General features: G+C 68.3%; 9 protein-coding genes, 1 tRNA gene and 1 pseudogene. 7 read left to right on the plus strand and 4 right to left on the minus strand.

The window, feature by feature from the left end; translation table 11 throughout:
• Genes EJ105_RS00260 through EJ105_RS00280 form a run of 5 tightly spaced genes read left to right on the plus strand, consistent with a single transcriptional unit; the run spans position 1 to position 7,089 of the window.
• Entirely contained in the window at positions 1 to 756 is a 756-nt protein-coding gene (locus tag EJ105_RS00260; RefSeq protein ID WP_029556557.1) for an ABC transporter ATP-binding protein, read from the plus strand.
• Positions 757 to 764: 8 nt separating this feature from the next.
• On the plus strand, positions 765 to 2,177 hold the full coding sequence (locus EJ105_RS00265) for an MmgE/PrpD family protein (RefSeq protein ID WP_250164868.1): 1,413 nt from the start codon (positions 765 to 767) through the stop codon (positions 2,175 to 2,177).
• On the plus strand, positions 2,174 to 3,268 hold the full coding sequence (locus tag EJ105_RS00270; protein WP_250164869.1) for a DSD1 family PLP-dependent enzyme: 1,095 nt from the start codon (positions 2,174 to 2,176) through the stop codon (positions 3,266 to 3,268). The genes EJ105_RS00265 and EJ105_RS00270 overlap by 4 nt, the downstream gene beginning before the upstream one ends.
• 33 nt (positions 3,269 to 3,301) lie before the next feature.
• Positions 3,302 to 5,401, plus strand: a complete 2,100-nt coding sequence (locus tag EJ105_RS00275; RefSeq protein WP_250164870.1) for a hydantoinase/oxoprolinase family protein — start codon at positions 3,302 to 3,304, stop codon at positions 5,399 to 5,401.
• An 11-nt stretch (positions 5,402 to 5,412) separates the two neighbouring features.
• Positions 5,413 to 7,089, plus strand: coding sequence for a hydantoinase B/oxoprolinase family protein (locus EJ105_RS00280; protein WP_250164871.1), 1,677 nt, complete (start codon positions 5,413 to 5,415; stop codon positions 7,087 to 7,089).
• Positions 7,090 to 7,206: 117 nt separating this feature from the next.
• Here the strand turns inward: EJ105_RS00280 and EJ105_RS00285 are convergent, their stop codons facing one another.
• Positions 7,207 to 8,922: a hydantoinase B/oxoprolinase family protein gene (locus EJ105_RS00285; RefSeq protein WP_250164872.1), complete on the minus strand. Its 1,716-nt coding sequence runs from the start codon at positions 8,920 to 8,922 to the stop codon at positions 7,207 to 7,209.
• Positions 8,916 to 10,997, minus strand: coding sequence for a hydantoinase/oxoprolinase family protein (locus tag EJ105_RS00290; RefSeq protein WP_250164873.1), 2,082 nt, complete (start codon positions 10,995 to 10,997; stop codon positions 8,916 to 8,918). The genes EJ105_RS00285 and EJ105_RS00290 overlap by 7 nt, the downstream gene beginning before the upstream one ends.
• Positions 10,998 to 11,166: 169 nt before the next feature.
• On the opposite strand from EJ105_RS00290, the gene EJ105_RS00295 reads away from it, so the two are divergent.
• Positions 11,167 to 12,063, plus strand: coding sequence for a LysR family transcriptional regulator (locus EJ105_RS00295; RefSeq protein WP_250164874.1), 897 nt, complete (start codon positions 11,167 to 11,169; stop codon positions 12,061 to 12,063).
• 26 nt (positions 12,064 to 12,089) lie between these two features.
• Positions 12,090 to 12,343 (plus strand): annotated as a pseudogene (locus EJ105_RS00300) (integrase core domain-containing protein); the annotation flags it as partial.
• A 524-nt stretch (positions 12,344 to 12,867) separates the two neighbouring features.
• Here EJ105_RS00300 and EJ105_RS00305 read toward each other — a convergent pair.
• Both EJ105_RS00305 and EJ105_RS00310 read right to left on the minus strand, forming a co-directional pair.
• Positions 12,868 to 12,943, minus strand: a tRNA-Ala gene (locus EJ105_RS00305).
• A gap of 98 nt (positions 12,944 to 13,041) precedes the next feature.
• Positions 13,042 to 16,332 carry an efflux RND transporter permease subunit gene (locus EJ105_RS00310; protein ID WP_250164875.1) on the minus strand — a complete coding sequence of 1,097 codons (3,291 nt, stop codon included), beginning with the start codon at positions 16,330 to 16,332 and terminating at the stop codon, positions 13,042 to 13,044.

Raw genomic sequence — 16,332 nt, forward strand, 5'->3', positions numbered from 1 at the left:
ATGGCACATCTCACGGTCTCGAACATCTCGAAGTCGTTCGCCGGCTTGCCGGTGCTGGTGGACCAGTCGCTGGAGGTCCGGGAGGGCGAGTTCGTCGCCCTCCTCGGCCCCTCGGGCTGCGGCAAGTCCACCCTGCTGCAGATCATCAACGGCCTGGTCAGCGCCGATTCCGGCCGTGTCGTGCTGGACGGCAAGGACATCACCGGCAGGACCGGCAGCGGACGCGGCATGGTGTTTCAGGGATCGGATCTGTTCCCCTGGCGCACGGCGCTGGAGAACGTGGCCTTCGGGCTGGAGGTGATGGGCGTTTCCAAGGCCGAGCGCACACGCCGCGCCATGCATTATCTGCACATGGTCGGTCTCGACGGCGCCGCCGACAAATGGCCCCATCAATTGTCCGGCGGCATGCAGCAGCGGGTGGGCATCGCCCGCGCCTTCTGCATCCAGCCCTCCTTGCTGCTCATGGACGAGCCGTTCGGCGCCCTCGACGTCCAGACCCGCGACATCCTCCAGGATGAACTGGTCCGCATCTGGGAAGCCGAGCGCAAGATGGTGCTGTTCGTCACCCACGGCATCGAGGAGGCGCTCTATCTCGCCGACCGCATCCTCGTTTTCAGCAAGCGCCCGGCGCATGTGCTGAAGGAGATCACGGTTCCCTTCGAGCGTCCCCGCAGGGAAGACATGAAGCTCGCCCCGGAATTCCTGGAGCTGCGCCGCGAGATCTCGGACCTGCTTCGCCACGACATCAAGGCCTGAGCGATACCATGAGCATGCACACCCCCGGCACACCGGACATCGGCAGACGACTCGCTGCCGATCTCGCGCGCCTTAGCTTCGAGGACCTGCCGCCGGACGTGGTGCAGCTCACCAAGCTGTTCACCCTGGATACGCTGGGCGTGATCGGCGGTGCCGCCAAGGCTCCCGGCATGGCGGAGTTGCAGGCGGCGCTGACTGAATGGGAAGCGAGTGGCACGTCCACGCTGCTGCTGAGCGGGCGCACGGCCAATCCGGTCACCGCGGCGCTGGCCAATGGTGCGGCCGCGCACAGCCTGGATTTCGACGACCAGCACGACCCGGCCCGCGTCCACGTGTTCTGTGTGGTGCTGCCGGCGGTTCTGGCCGCGTTGGAAGCCGAGCGGAAGATCAGCGGAAAGGACGCCCTCGCCGCGATCGCGGTGGGTGTCGAGGTGTTCTGCCGGCTCGGCCTGGCCTGCTACAATTCGCTGGGCAAGGGCTGGCATCCCACGACGGCCCTGGGCACCATCTCCGCCGCCGCCGCCGTCGCCAAGCTGTACAAGCTCGACGCCGACAAGACCCTGCACGCCATGGCGCTGGCCTTCGTGCAGTTGAGCGGCACGACGCAGTTCATTGCCGACGGCGCGCTCGCCAAGCGCATCGGGCCGGGCTTCGCCGCCCGGTCCGGCGTGCTAGCGGCGCAGATGGCCCGGCACGGCGTCACCGGCCCCTGGCGCTTCCTAGAGGGCAAGGCGGGCCTGTTCGAGCTCTACGAGCGCGGCGAGGTGCGGCCCGAGATCCTCTCCGACGGGATCGGTGAAATCTGGCGCGTACGCGAACTCAGCATGAAGCCCTATCCGTGCTGCCGCTGCGTCCACACGGTCATCCAGATCGCGCTCGATTACCGTGCAGAAGGCATCACCGGCGCCCACATCGCTTCAGGCACTATCGAGCTCAGCGAGGTGAACCGCCAGATCGTCGGTTCGCCGTTCGACCAGGACCACCACAATCCGGTGGTCCACGCCCAGTTCAATGCGGCCTATGCCTTCGCCGCCGCACTTACCGACGGCAAGGTGACCATCCCCACTTTCACGCCCGGTCGCATCCGCGCACCGGATGTGGCCTTCGGCTCGCTGTTCGAGACCATCGCCGCCGCCGACATGGAGCCCACCGCCGTCCCCCCGGCCCGCGTGCGGCTGCATCTGAAGGATGGCCGCACCCTGGAGCGCACCCGCTGGACCATGAAGGGCGCACCCGACGAGCCGATGAGCGAAGAGGAAGTGTTCGCAAAATTCCGCGCCTGCCTGGAGCACGGCTTCGGTACGGCACCGGATGACGCGACTGCGCTTCAAGAACAGGTGATGCGGCTGGACGAGGCGCCGACGGCGCGTGATCTCATCGCATTGTTCCTCAGGTGCCGCCAGAACGGGCGCGTCGCATGACGCCGCACGCTCTCACCCCGCTCGACGGGATCGATACGCCGGCCCTGCTGGTGGACGTCGACGTGATGGAAGCCAACATGGCGCGCATCATCGCGCGTTGCCGGCAGGCCGGCGTCGGCTGGCGGCCCCATTGCAAGTCGCACAAGTCGCCCGACATCGTTCGGCTGCAGATCGCCGCCGGCGCCATCGGCGTCACCTGCGCCAAGCTGTCGGAGGCCGAGGCGATGGCGGAGGCGGGGATCACCGACATCCTCATCGCCAACCAGATCGCCGGCCCGCTCAAGATCGCCCGGCTGATGGCCCTGCGCCAGCGGGTGGATGTGGCCGTGGCGGTGGATGGCCCGGACAATGTGGCCGCCTTGGCCGCTGCCGCACAGACCGCCGGCATGCGGCTGCGCGTGCTCATCGAAGTGGATACGGGCACGCGGCGCGCCGGGGTGCTGCCCGGCGCGCCGGTGGTTGAACTGGCGCGCATCATCGCGTCCCATCCCGGATTGGAGCTGGCCGGCGTGATGACCTGGGAGGGTCACACCACCCGCATTCGCGACCCCGCCGAGAAGCGCGCCGCCATCGCGCAGGCGGTGGGCGATCTGGTGCGCAGCGCCGACCTGTGCCGCGCGGCGGGCTTTCCCATTGCCATCGTCAGCTGCGGCGGCACCGGTACGTTCGAAACCTCCGCCGGCATTCCCGGCGTAACCGAGATCCAGGCTGGCGGCGGCATCTTCGGTGATGTGCGCTACCGCACCATCTACAATGTGCCGCTGGACTACGGGCTGACCGTGCTCTCCACCGTCACCAGCCGGCCGACGCCGCAGCGGGTGATCTGCGATGCCGGCAAGAAGGCCATGAGCACGGATGCCGGCATGCCGTTTCCGCTGGATTTGCCGCCGGTCGCCTCGGTGGGGTTTTCCGCCGAGCACGGCAAGATCGAATTGCAGGGGCCGAGCGAGGAACCGCGCGTCGGCGACCGCATCCGGGTGGTGGTCGGCTATGCCGACACTACCGTCCATCTCCATGACGAGATTCATGCCCTGCGAGCCGGGCAGATCGCGCACCTCTGGCGCATTCCACGGGCCGCGCGCCTGCGCTGACGCGCCATCCCCCAACCAGCATCAGAGACTTGTATGACACGCGCAGCGGCAGACCCGTCCTATCGTCTCGGCGTCGATATCGGCGGCACCTTCACCGACGTGGTGCTGATGAGCGCCGATGGCTCCATCTTCAGCAAGAAGGTGTTGTCCACCCCCCTCGATTATAGCGAGGGCATCGAGACCGGCGTCTCGGCGCTGTTGGCCGAGCTGAATATCGCCGCGTCGCAGATCCGCGAGTTCGTCCACGCCACCACGGTGGCCACCAACACCATCATCGAGCGCAAGGGCGCCAAGGTCGGCCTCCTCACCACGCGCGGCTTCCGCGACGTGCTGGAGATCGGCCGCTTCCGCACCCCCAAGCTCTATGACATGACCTACAAGAAGCCCGCCCCGCTGGTGGATCGCCACCTGCGCCTGGAGGTGGACGAGCGCATCGCCGCCGACGGCAGCGTCATCACCGCTCTCGACGAGGTCGCGACGACCGCGGCCGCCAAGGTGTTCGCGGCGGAAGGTGTCGAGGCAATCTCGGTGACCTTCATCAATTCCTACGCCAATGGCGCGCATGAGCGCCGCGCCGCCGAGATGCTGCGCCAATTTCTGCCGGGTGTTCCGGTGACCGCCTCGGTCGACCTGCTGCCGCAGCTGGGCGAATATGAGCGCACCTCCACCACGGTGGTGAACTCCTACATCCGCCCGGTGGTGGAGCGTTATGTCTCGGCCCTCAAGGCCCGGCTCGATCGCCTCGGCATCCAGGCTCCGTTGATGATCATGCAGTCCTCGGGCGGCATCTCGCCCGGCGACGTGGTGGCCCGCCAGCCCATCGACATCATCGAGAGCGGACCGGCCGCCGGCGTGCTGGGCGGCCAGCGCCTGGGGGTGAAGATCGGCATCGGCGACATGCTGGTGTTCGATATGGGTGGCACCACCGCCAAGGCCACCGTCATCGAAAAGCACGCCTTCTCGCTGTGCCCGGAGACCGAAGTGGGCGGTGGCGCGGCGCTGGGCACGCGCATGATCAAGGGCGCCGGCTATCCGGTGCAAGTGCCCACCATCGACATCGCCGAGGTGGGCGCCGGCGGCGGCTCGATCGCCGCCAGCGATGCGGCCGGCGGCCTACTGGTCGGCCCGCGCAGCGCCGGGGCCGAGCCCGGCCCGGTCGCCTACGGGCGCGGTGGCACAAGCCCCACCGTGACCGACGCCAATCTGGTGCTGGGCTATCTCAACCCGCATGCCTTGGTCAGCGGCGAGCTGAAGCTGGACATGGACGGCGCCCACGCCGCCATCGCCTCGCTGGGCGAGAGGGTCGGCCTTCCGGCCATCGAGACCGCCTACGGCATCCACGCCATTGCCGACGCGACCATGTTGCGCGCCCTGCGCGGCGTCTCCTCCGAGAAGGGCCGCGATCCGGCGCAATACGCCATGCTGGCCATCGGCGGCAACGGGCCTGTGCATGCCTGCTCGCTGGCTCAGGCGGCGGGCATGACCCACATCGTGGTGCCGCCCGTGGCCGGGCTGTTCAGCGCGCTGGGCATGTTGTTTGCCGACGTGGAGCACCAGTTGGTCCAGGCCTTCTATCGCCGCCTGGACGAGACGGACCTGACGCGCCTGGAGGAGGCCTTTGCGCCCTTGCGCGCCCGTGGCCTGGAGATGCTCCGCGCCGAAGGCTTCGCCACGCCGGATCGGCAGAGCGTCAGCCTGTTCGCGGACCTGCGCTACATGGGCCAGACGACGCCCCTGACCCTGCCGGTGCCGGATGGCGCCGACGCTTTGGAGAAGCTGGCGGCCGCCTTCCATACCGAGCATTCCGGCGTGTTCGGCTATGCTTCGCCGCACGAGCCGATCCAGTTCGTCTCGCTCAAATTGGTGTGCCGTGGCGTGCCCGAGCATCCGCGCATGCCCGACCAGGCCCGTCGCAGCGCCGAGAAGACGGCCACCGCCCATGTGCGTCGCGCCTATTTCGGCCTGGAGGGCTGGTTCGATACACCCGTGGTACCGCGTGCGGCACTGGCCGCCGGCGCCATGTCCGGGCCGCTGATCGTCGAGGAATACGACACCACCATCGTCGTCCTGCCCGGCTGGAGCGCGGCCCTCGACAGCTGGAACAACGTCCTCGTCACACGCAGCGCAGCGTGAGGGAGCCTGACATGACGATCATCGATCCCGTCCGCCGCGAACTCTTGAAGAACGCCCTCATCACCACCGCCGACAACGCGCTGGTGATGGTCACGCGTACGGCGCGCACCTCCAACGTCAAGAACAGCATGGATTTCTCCGCCGCCATCTGCGACGGCCGGGGCCGGCTGGTGGCGCAGGGGCTCGCCGTGCCGGTGCACCTGGGCGTGGTGATGCCGGCGTTGGACGCCTGCCTCGCCCATTTCGGCGAGGATGTGCGCGAAGGCGACGTGCTGGCCAGCAACGATCCCTATTCGGGATGCAGCCACCTCAACGACATCTTCACCTTCAAGCCGGTCTATGTGAAGGGCCGGCGCATCGCCTTCGTGAGCCTGATCCTGCACCATTCGGACCTCGGTGGCCGGGTGCCCGGCGGCAACGCCGCCGACAGCATGGAGATCTTGGAGGAGGGACTGCGCATTCCCCCGCTGAAGATCGTCGAAGCGGGCAAGCCCAACGAGACGCTCATGCGCATCATCGAGTTCAACACCCGCGTGCCCGACCGGGTGATGGGCGACGTGCGGGCGCAGCTCGCCGCCCTCGACCAGGCCGCGGCCGAAGTGGAAAAGCTCGCCGCCACCTGGGATCCGGATGTCCTCGATGCCTATCTGGATGACCTCATCGACTATGCCGAGACGCTTACCCGCGCCGATCTTGCGGCGCTGCCGAACGGTTCCGTGGAGTTCGTGGAGTGGAATGATGACGACGGCGTCGGCAACGGCCCGATCCGCATCCACCTGAAGCTCACCAAGACTGGCAGCGAGATCGAGGCCGACCTCACCGGCACCGACGACGACAAGGGCGGCGCCGTCCATTGCAACCGCGCCTTCACCGTCTCCTGCGTCTATGCGGCCATCCGCACCGTGCTCGGCGCGTCCATTCCCAACAATGCCGGCCTTTACCGCGCCATCACGGTCAAGACCCGGCCGGGTACCTTCGTGGACGTGCGCTATCCCGCGGCGGTGGGCTCACGCGGCCAGGTGGGCTTCCGCCTGCGCTCCATCGTGCTGGGCGCGCTCGCCACCTTGCTGCCGGGCCGCCTGCCGGCCTGCGCCGGCGGCTCGGAATTCGCCATCGCAGCCTCGGGCAACGATGCGGCGGGACGCCGTTTCCTGCATCTGGAGTTCCACAACAACACCGGCCTCGGTGGCGGTCCGGACAGCGATGGCCAGGATGCCGGACCCTACTGCATCGGCAACCTTGCCAATGTGCCGGTGGAGCTGATCGAGGCCGAGCATCCTCTGCGCATCGAGGAATATGCCTTCCTCCCCGACACCGGCGGTGCCGGCCAGTATCGCGGCGCTCTGGGCATGGTGCGGCAGTATCGGCTGCTGGTGGACGACGTGCAGGTGCAGGTGCGCTCCGACCGCTTCACCTCCCAGCCCTGGGGCCTGTTCGGAGGAGGACCGGGCGCGGGCGCCAAGTCCATCCTGAACCCCGGCCCGGATGCCCAGCCGCTGCCGTCCAAATTCACCCGCCGGTTCAAGAGCGGCGACGTCCTGCGCTTCGAGATGGCTGGGGCCGGCGGCTACGGCGAGCCGGCCGCCCGCGATGTGGCGCGGATCGCCGAGGATCTGCACCAGGAAAAGCTCACCCCCGAATACGTGCGGCAGACCTATCCCGAAGGGGCTTCCGCACCGAACGCCTGATGGCCCGAAACGTCAGATAAAAGGCTGCGGCGCCGCATCAGTCGCCGCGGCGCGGCGCCCCTCTTTTGCGAGCTGTGTTGATCCCTTGGCCTGGGTAGGGATGGCGGGGATTGAACATCAGGCCGTCCGGTGCACCGAATCTCTGCGGTCGGGCGGTTCTGGCGCGTCCTCTAGCCCATAGACCGCGCGCGCCGCGGCAGCGCTGACATAACCGAACGCCACATCGCGGCGCACCGCGTCACGATCACGGGAGCAGGGGACGCCATAGCCGCCGCCGCCCGCCGATGTGCACACGAGGCAGGCCCCCGGCTCCAGCACCACGCCGCTGTCGTGCACGCCCAGACGGCGCTCACCGCTGTCGGCTTGGGCAATACGGTAGTCGTGGCCTGCCCCGTCCGCGCCACCGCCGGTACCGAAGGGCGGCACCAGCACGCCCTCGCCCGAGGCGTTGAGCACCGCCGGCGTGGTGCCGTCATAGCGTAGCCGCATCAGCCCGCCGAGGCCGCCGCGCTGCTGCCCGGCGCCGCCGGTGTCGGGCGCCAGGGCATATTCCTCCACCACCAGCGGATAGGAGGCCTCGGTGCGCTCGATGGAGGGCGAGGGCGTGCCGCCGGGATTGTGCAGGCCGCCGAGATTGGGCCAGCCGTCGTGATCGCGATTGCCGCCGGTGCCGCCCTTGTTGAAGAAATAGTGCCAGATGAAGGGCCGCCCCTGCCGGTCCGCGCCGGCCAAGGCGAAGCGGAAGCGGCGGGCGAAGCCGCCGATGGCACGCTCCGGATTGGCGCCCCCCAACGCCTGGAGAACCGCCTCGATGAGCGCGCAGGCGGTGGAGGAGGTGCAGGCCCCCACGGGGGCGGGCAGCACCGGGTCCAGGAGGCTGCCGGGCCGGGTGCGGATCTCGATGGCGCGGGCGCTGCCGTCATTCAGGCCCTGCTCATCGCCGCTGAAATAGAGAAAGGCCACCATCACCGCCGCGCGGGTGTTGGCATAGGGGCTGTTGATGAAGGCCGGTACCTGGTCGGGGCATTGGGTCAGGTCCACCACCGCGCGCCCGTCCTCAAGGGTGACGATGACGGGAATGGGAAGCAGGTGGCCGGGCGCCGGCTCGTATTCCATGCAGCTGCGCCCCTCGTACCGGCCCTGGCGACAGCCGCGCAGCATCTGCCGCATGATCGCCTCGCCGCCGTCCAGCACCGCGCAGACGCAGGCCTCGATTTCCTCGGCGTCATAGCGCCGGAACAGCTCTTCCAGCCGCGCCGCGCCGGCCTTTACGGCCGCGAGCTGCGCCATCAGGTCGCCTTCCAGGTCCTCCGGCCGGCGGGAATTGCTGGCCACCATCCGCAGCACGTCGCGGCGCACGCCGCCGCGCGCCGCCAGCTTCACCGGCGGGATGCGCAGCCCCTCGTGCCAGATCTCGCGGGCGGCGGCGCTGTAGCCGCCCGCCGACAGGCCGCCGATGTCGCCCTGGTGGGCCCTGAGCGCCACCCAGAAGCGCAGCTTTCCGCCGTGGAAGAAGGGCATGGCCAGCGTCACGTCCGGCAGATGGCTGCCGCCCCAGAACGGGTCATTGGCCATCAGGATGTCGCCGTCGGCGAGGTCGTCCTCGAAGGCCTCCGCCATCAGCCGGACCGCGAGCGGCATGGCGCCCATGTGGATGGGCACGCGCTCGGCCTGTGAGACGGTCTGGATGTCGGAGGACAGCAGGACGGCGGAGAAATCCTGGTTCTGGTTGAGGATGGGCGAGAAGCACGTATGCGTCATCGTCTCCACCATCTCCTCCGTCACCGCCTTCAGCTTGTGGCGGACCACCGCCAGGGTCAGAGGGTTCAGCATGCCCGTTCTCCCGCGGGGGCGGCGGCGTCGGATAGGCAGAGGCTGCCGGTGGCATCGAGGGTGGCCGTGCTGCCCGGCAACACCAGGACCGAGGTGGCCGCGGAATCGATCAGCGCCGGCCCGGCGATGACCATGCCGCGGCGGATCTCCTCGAACCAATAGACCGGCGCCATCACCGCCGCGCCAATGAAGATGCGGCGTTCCCCGGTGCGTGCCGCCGCGCAGTCCACGCCGCCCGCCGGTGCCGCGTCGAGCACGGGCAGGGCGAGCTTGGGCAGCGTGTTGAACACCGCGACGCGGCAGGTCTCCACGATGCCCGGCTCGCCAGGATGGGTGTGGTGGTAGAGGTCCTCATAGGTCGCGACGAAGCGCCGTTCGAGATCGGCCGCGGTGTCGTCCGGCTCGAGCGGCACCGGGATTGTGTGCACCTGCCGCTCGTAGCGGCAGTCGGCGAAGCGGCGCACATGGATGTCGCCTGCATGGCCGCCACGACTACGAGATGTCTCCAGCGCCGCGCGGCCCTCGACTTCCAGAGCGCCGAACACCTGCGCCAGCCGGCCGTCGTGCAGGTCACGGATGGGCGCGTTGACAGTCTGCTGGAGATCCTGCCGCACGTCCGCCGCCAGGAACCCCAGCGCGGAGAGCACCGAGGCCATGGCCGGGATGATGGCGGTGGGGATCTCCAGCTCGCGCGCGACCGCATTGGCGTGCAGCCCGCCGGCGCCGCCGAACGACATCAGCGCGAAATCGCGCGGGTCCATGCCGCGTCGCACGGTGGCGAGGCGGATCCCCTCGGTGATGCGCGAGGTGGCGAGCACGTGGATGGCATAGGCGGCCTCGTCCACGCCGATGCCCAGCGGGGCCGCGATCTCCTGCGTGATGACCGCCCGCGCCGCCGCCACGTCTAGTCGCATCCGCCCGCCGAGGAAGGTCTCGCCGGAGATGAGGCCGAGCACAAGATTGGCGTCGGTCAGCGTCGCCCGCGTGCCGCCCTTGCCGAAGCAGGCCGGGCCGGGCACGGCGCCGGCGCTCATGGGGCCGATGTCCAGCATGCCCCCGGCATCGATGCGGGCGATGCTGCCGCCGCCGATGCCGAGCGGATTGATCTCGATGGCGGGGGCCGCGATGCGCAGGCCCGCCAGCTCGGCGCGGTTGCGCTCCACCGGGAGACCGTCCTGGATGATGCAAATGTCGGTGCTGGTGCCCCCGGTGTCATAGGTCACCAGTTGCGGCAGGCCGAGGGCGCGGGCGTAGAGTGCGCCGGCCATGGCGCCGCCCGCCGGGCCGCTGGTCACCGCCCCCACCGCCCGCGTGCCGGCCTCGGCGACCGGCAGCACACCGCCGTTGGACTGCATCACCTGCACCGGCACGGTGATGCCGCGCTCGGTCAGCCGCCCGAACAGGCGGTTCAGATAGGTCTTGAGGCCGGGGCCCACATAGCCGTTCACCACCGCCGTGGAGAGCCGGTCATATTCGCCCTCCCGCCCGAGGATCTCGTGGCCCAGCGAGATGAAGGGCTCCCAGCCGGTGGCGGCGATGGCCGCGCGCACCGCCTGCTCGTGCGCGGGCCGGCGGTGGGCATGGAGGAAGCAGACGACGACCCCGTCCACACCGGCCGCCCGCAGGGTGGCGATGGCCGCGTCCAGGCTCTCGGGGTCGAGCGGCAGCACGGCTGTGCCGTCCGGCGCGACGCGCTCGCGCACCTCCAGCCGCAACGGCCGGGGAATGACCGGCGTGGGCGGGGCGGTGCGCAGCGCATAGCGGTTGTCGCGCGCCCCCTCCCGCAGCTCCAGCAGGTCGCGAAAGCCCTGGGTGGTAATGAGCCCGAGGCGCGCACCGCGCCGCTCCACCAGGATGTTGGTGGCCACCGTGGTGCCATGGATGAACAGCTCGATGCCCGGCAGGAGGGTATCCAGCGTCAGTTCCAGCTCGTCGGCCAGCAGTTTCAGCGCGTCCAGTACGCCGCGCGAGGGATCGTCCGGCGTCGAGGGCGTCTTGACGAAGCGTAGGCCCCTCAGCGGGTCGGCCGCCACGAGGTCCGTGAAGGTTCCGCCCACATCGACCCCGATCATCATGAGCAGGCTATCCAGTCGCCAGCTATCCAACGCATGCGCCTGAAACTCCCGTTCTGATGTCCTGGGACAATCTGCAGGCGGCGGGATCGATCTCACAATTGCAATCTGATATCGATCATGATGCCGAAGTGAGATACCTTTCAGCAGATCCCAGCCCGAGCGCCCGCCCATGAACCTCACGTCGCTCCGCTATTTCGTCGCCGTGGTGGAGGCCGGCTCCATGCGCGAGGCTGCCGAAGGGCTGCATGTGGCGCAGTCCGCGCTCAGCCGGCAGATCCAGAACCTGGAGCAGGCGTTCGGCGCGCCGCTGCTGTCGCGCCTGCCGCGCGGCATCGCCCCCACCATGGCCGGGCGCGTGCTGCTGCGGCATGCGCGGGACACCCTCTCCGCCGTCGCCATGGCCCATGACGAGATCGCCGCCTTGCAGGGGCTGCGTCGGGGCGAAATCCGCATCGCCACCATCGATCCGTTGGCAGAGGACATCCTGCCCGGCCTCATCACCCGCTTCCAGGCCCGCCACGCGGACATCTCCTTCGATGTCCGCGTCGGCAATACCCGCCAGGTGCAGGGGCTGGTGCGCGAAGGGCTGGCGGAAATCGGCATCGGCTATAACCCGCCGCCCGACCCGGACCTCGCCGTGCTCACCGCCGTGGACCAGCCGCTGACGGCTTTCGTCGCGCCGGACCATCCGCTCGCCGCGCATGCCGCCATCGCGCTGGAGGCGCTGGAGGGCTGCCGGCTCATCCTGCCGCCCGCCCGCTCGCCGACGCGGCGACTGATCGACGAGGCCATGCGGCGCCAGGGCGTCACCACGCGGGTGGCGGTGGAGAGCGATTCCGTGGCGCTGCGCCTGAACACCGCCGCGCGCACGCAGGCCGTGGCGCTGCTGGCGGAACTGTCCGGCCGCACCGCGGTGGCGCAGGGCCGGCTGGCGGGCGTGCCCATTGCCGACCCGGCCGTGGAGAACGGCAGCATCCAGATCTTCGCCCTCAAGGCGCGCCAGCGCTCCCGCGCCGTCACCGCCTTCCTGCGCGGCCTCCAGATGGCCATCCGCCACGCACGGTGAACATCGTCGGCACCGTCAGGCGAGGAGCCTATGCGAGGGGCGTCACGCTCGATTTCTCCCGGCCAGGAAAGCTCACCGACAACGCGTTCATCGATCCCTTCAATGGGTGCTTCCGGAGTGAGCGCCTGAACACCCACTGGTTTCTGACGCTTGCCGACGCGGCGGAAAAGACGGAGGCTTGGCTCAGGGACTACGACGAGGATCGGCTGCGTGGGGCCGCCTGCCATAACCCTCCGATGACGTTGCAGAACTCCGGCGGCGCCCCAGCCCACCGCCGTGAGCAAGGCCGGAAAGTCCAACTTCCGGCGGTCCAACGAATGGTCTCGGATCACCTTGGCGGGACAAACAATGGTGTGGAATTTATTTCGCGGCTTAAGGCAGGTTTTCACGGGTCGTGTAGTCAAGAAAATTGACACCACAATCGGTGGCGGTGGCGTAACAATTTCGCTCCGCCTTAAGGAAGGACGTGACGGAGATTTATACGTCGTTCTCGTGCGGAACGCTGGGAATTATCTCAGCTATGACCCAATGGAACTGGCCGAGTTTGAAACCCTTTTCAGTGCCATGCAGGAAATTCGAATCGCTGCGACGAGATCACCAGAATTGGCTATCCGCTCCAACCGTCCGTAGCTCGCTGGCCGACACAATCTGCCGTCCCGCTCGATCCCGCCCATTTCCGGCAAATCCCGATTGTGTCTACCGGGGACCACCACGAGCGAATGCAGGTGCTGGGGCAGATGCCAGGGCACGATTTTTCGTGGTCAGGAGTCTTTATTGTATTTCAGGTATTTATGGAATTTTGATTGGTGGAGCCGAGGGGAATCGAACCCCTGACCTCTGCAGTGCGATTGCAGCGCTCTCCCATCTGAGCTACGGCCCCGAACCGTGGGAGGCGCCATTTATGATTTGGGGCCCCATGCTGTCAAGCGGGGAAAATCCCGGCGAGGACGGGATTTTCAGCCTGTCCACCGTTCCGCGTCACGTCCCTTGTGGTCCGGCCGTGCGCTGGCCTCTCAGCACCACGTAGATGGCCGGGATGACCAGCACGGTCAACGCCGTGGACGAGGCGAGGCCGAACAGCAGGGAGATGGCGAGGCCCTGGAAGATCGGGTCCGTCAGGATCACCGCTGCGCCGATCATCGCCGCCAAAGCGGTGAGGAGGATGGGCTTGAACCGGATGGCGCCCGCTTCCAGCAACACTTCCTCGAGCGGACGGCCGGGTGTGCGGGCGTGGCGGATGAAGTCCACGAGCAGGATGGAGTTGCGCACGATGATGCCGGCCAAGGCGATGAAGCCGATCATGGAGGTGGCCGAGAAGGGCGCGCCGAACAGCCAGTGGCCGGTCATTATTCCTATGAATGTCAATGGGATAGGCGTCAGGATGACAAGCGGCAGCTTGAACGAGCCGAACTGCGCCACCACCAGGATGTAGATGCCGAGGATGGCGACGATGAAGGCGCCGCCCATGTCGCGGAACGTCACCCACGTCACCTCCCATTCGCCGTCCCACAGGAGGGTCGGCTTCGCCTCGTCGGAGGGCTGGCCGTGGAGGGCGATGACAGGCTTGGGCAAGCCGCCGAAATCCATGTTTTCCAAGGCCTTGGACACAGCCATCATGCCATAGACGGGGGCCTCGTAGGCGCCGGCGAGGTCGGCCGTGACCATCTCGGCGGGGCGGCCGTTGTGGCGGAAGATGGGGAAGGAGGCGGGTTCGCGGACGACGCGGACCACGTCGCCCAGTTCCACCACGCCGCGCCCGCCGGGCAGGGCGTTGGCAGGCACGGGCGTCGCCAGGGTGCGTTCGTCTACAGCCTTGTTTCCCTTTGACATTTCGAGTCGGATCGGGATCGGCGCCCGGCCGCCGCCGCGGTGGGAATAGCCCAGGGTGCCGCCGGCGAAGATACCGCGGATGGCGTCGTACACATCCCCTTGTTCCACCTTGTAGAATTCGAGGTTGTCCTGGTCGATGGCGAGGCGGACGCGCTCTCCGGGGGTGCCGAAGCTGTCGTCCACGTCCACGATAAAGGGAACACTTTCAAAGGCTTGGCGCACCTTGCGGGCGACCGCGCGGCGGGTGTCCGGGTCGGGGCCGTAGATCTCGGCCAGGAGGGTCGCGAGCACCGGCGGGCCGGGGGGCGGCTCCACCACCTTGAGTGACGAGCCCGGCGGAAGTGCGATTGATTTCAATCGGTTACGGACGTCGAGCGCGATCTCGTGGCTGGTGCGGGAGCGCTCGCCCTTCTCCTTCAGGTTGATCTGGATGTCGCCCTGCTTGGGGGCGGCCCGGAGGCCGTAGTGGCGCACCAAGCCGTTGAAATTGAAGGGCGCAGCGGTGCCGGCATGGGTCTGGAAGGAAACGGACTCCGGCAGGTCCGAGAGCGCGTTCACCATGGCATTCAGGGTGGAATCGGTGCGTTCCACAGGGGTGTCAGCTGGCATGTCCAGAATGACGGCCAGTTCGGTCTTGTTGTCGAACGGAAGCAGCTTCACCGTCACCGCGTGGGTGTAGAAGAGGCTGAGGGAGGCGAGGGTCGCCACCCCCACGGTGGCGAGGAAGGCACCTGAGCGGGCGCGGGAGGCGAGGATGGGACGGGCCACCCTGACATAGAAGCGCCCCAGCCGGCCGCCGTCGGCGGCTTCGCCATGGTCGCCGCCATGGGTGCTGCCATCACCTTGCCCCGCCCGGCCGGCGATCCTGAGCATCAGCCAGGGGGTGAGGACGACGGCGACGAAGAAGGAGAAGACCATCGCCGCCGAGGCGTTGGCCGGGATGGGGCTCATGTATGGGCCCATCATGCCGGAGACGAACAGCATGGGCAGCAGTGCCGCCACCACGGTCAGCGTGGCGACGATGGTGGGATTGCCCACCTCGGCCACCGCGTCGATGGCGCCCTGCGCGCGGGAACGCCCGTCCTTCATGGCCCAGTGGCGGGCGATGTTCTCGATGACGACGATGGCGTCGTCCACCAGGATGCCGATGGAGAAGATGAGCGCGAACAGGCTCACGCGGTTCAGCGTGTAGCCCATGAGGCGGGCGGCGAAGAGGGTGAGCAGGATGGTGGTGGGGATGACCACCGCCACCACCAGCGCCTCGCGCCAGCCGATGGCGAAGCCCACCAGCACGACAATGGAGACGGTGGCGAGGCCGAGATGCAGCAGCAGCTCGTTGGCCTTCTCGTTGGCGCTCTCGCCGTAGTTGCGCGTGACCTTCACCTCCACGTCGGCGGGGAGGGTGGAGCCGTTTGCCGCCTTGATCTGGTTGAGCACCTCCTCGGCGATGACCACCGCATTGGTGCCGGGGCGCTTGGCGATGGCGAGCGACACCGCCGGGCGCCGGGTGAGGCCATCCGGCCCCTTCTCGATATGGGTGACGTAGTGCTCGGCCGGCTGGGTGGCGAGGGTCACGTTGGCCACGTCGCGCACATAGACCGGGCGCCCGTCGCGGGAGGTGAGGAGGATGCCGCCGATCTCGGAGGGGGTCTGCAGCGTCTGGCCGGCGACGAGGGTGCGCTGGCCATTGGCCTCGCGCACGGTGCCGGTGTTGAAGGTGCGGTTGGCGCCTTCCAGCTTGCCCTGCAACTGGGCAAGCGTGATGCCGTAGAGGGAGAGGCGCTCGGGATCGGGCGCGACGCGGATCTCTTCCGGCTGCTCGCCCACGATGTAGGTGAGGCCGATGTCGGGCAGCTTGGAGATGTCGGCCTGAAGCTCCCGCGCGACGCGGGTGAGGTCGTTGGCGGTCCAGCGGCTCGCGGCTTCGGGCTTGGGCACGAGGGTGAGCACGAGGATGGCCACGTCGTCGATGGAGCGGCCGACGATCAGAGGCTCGGTGATGCCCACCGGGATGCGGTCGAGATTGGCCCGCACCTTCTCGTGCACGCGCAGGATGGCGGCATCTGGGCTGGTGCCGGTGAGGAAGCGCGCGGTGACGACCACGCCGTCGTCCTCGGTCTGCGAATAGACGTGCTCCACCCCGTCGATGGCCTTGACGATGGTTTCCAGCGGCTCGGTGACGAGCTTCACCGCATCCTCGGCCTTCAGCCCCTGGGCCGAGACGCGGATGTCCACCATGGGCACGGAAATCTGCGGCTCCTCCTCGCGCGGCAGGGTGACGAGCGCGATGAGGCCGAAGGCGAAGGCCGCGAGCAGCAGCAGCGGGGTGAGGGGGGAGGCGATGAAGGTGCGCGTCAGCACGCCGGCGATGCCGAGGGGGCGGGTCTCGCCCGAATGGGTCTCGCCCGAATGGGGCACGCCGTGGGAGGTCTCGCTCAT

It is taken from the genome of Xanthobacter aminoxidans (assembly GCF_023571765.1).
Lineage (GTDB): Bacteria > Pseudomonadota > Alphaproteobacteria > Rhizobiales > Xanthobacteraceae > Xanthobacter > Xanthobacter aminoxidans.

Excerpts from the sequence above, each read along its gene's own strand:
- EJ105_RS00260 (WP_029556557.1), top strand. The coding sequence starts at position 1 with ATGGCACATCTCACGGTCTCGAACATCTCGAAGTCGTTCGCCGGCTTG.
- EJ105_RS00265 (WP_250164868.1), top strand. The coding sequence starts at position 765 with ATGAGCATGCACACCCCCGGCACACCGGACATCGGCAGACGACTCGCT.
- EJ105_RS00270 (WP_250164869.1), top strand. The coding sequence starts at position 2,174 with ATGACGCCGCACGCTCTCACCCCGCTCGACGGGATCGATACGCCGGCC.
- EJ105_RS00275 (WP_250164870.1), top strand. The coding sequence starts at position 3,302 with ATGACACGCGCAGCGGCAGACCCGTCCTATCGTCTCGGCGTCGATATC.
- EJ105_RS00280 (WP_250164871.1), top strand. The coding sequence starts at position 5,413 with ATGACGATCATCGATCCCGTCCGCCGCGAACTCTTGAAGAACGCCCTC.
- EJ105_RS00285 (WP_250164872.1), bottom strand. The coding sequence starts at position 8,922 with ATGCTGAACCCTCTGACCCTGGCGGTGGTCCGCCACAAGCTGAAGGCG.
- EJ105_RS00290 (WP_250164873.1), bottom strand. The coding sequence starts at position 10,997 with ATGATGATCGGGGTCGATGTGGGCGGAACCTTCACGGACCTCGTGGCG.
- EJ105_RS00295 (WP_250164874.1), top strand. The coding sequence starts at position 11,167 with ATGAACCTCACGTCGCTCCGCTATTTCGTCGCCGTGGTGGAGGCCGGC.
- EJ105_RS00310 (WP_250164875.1), bottom strand. The coding sequence starts at position 16,332 with ATGAGCGAGACCTCCCACGGCGTGCCCCATTCGGGCGAGACCCATTCG.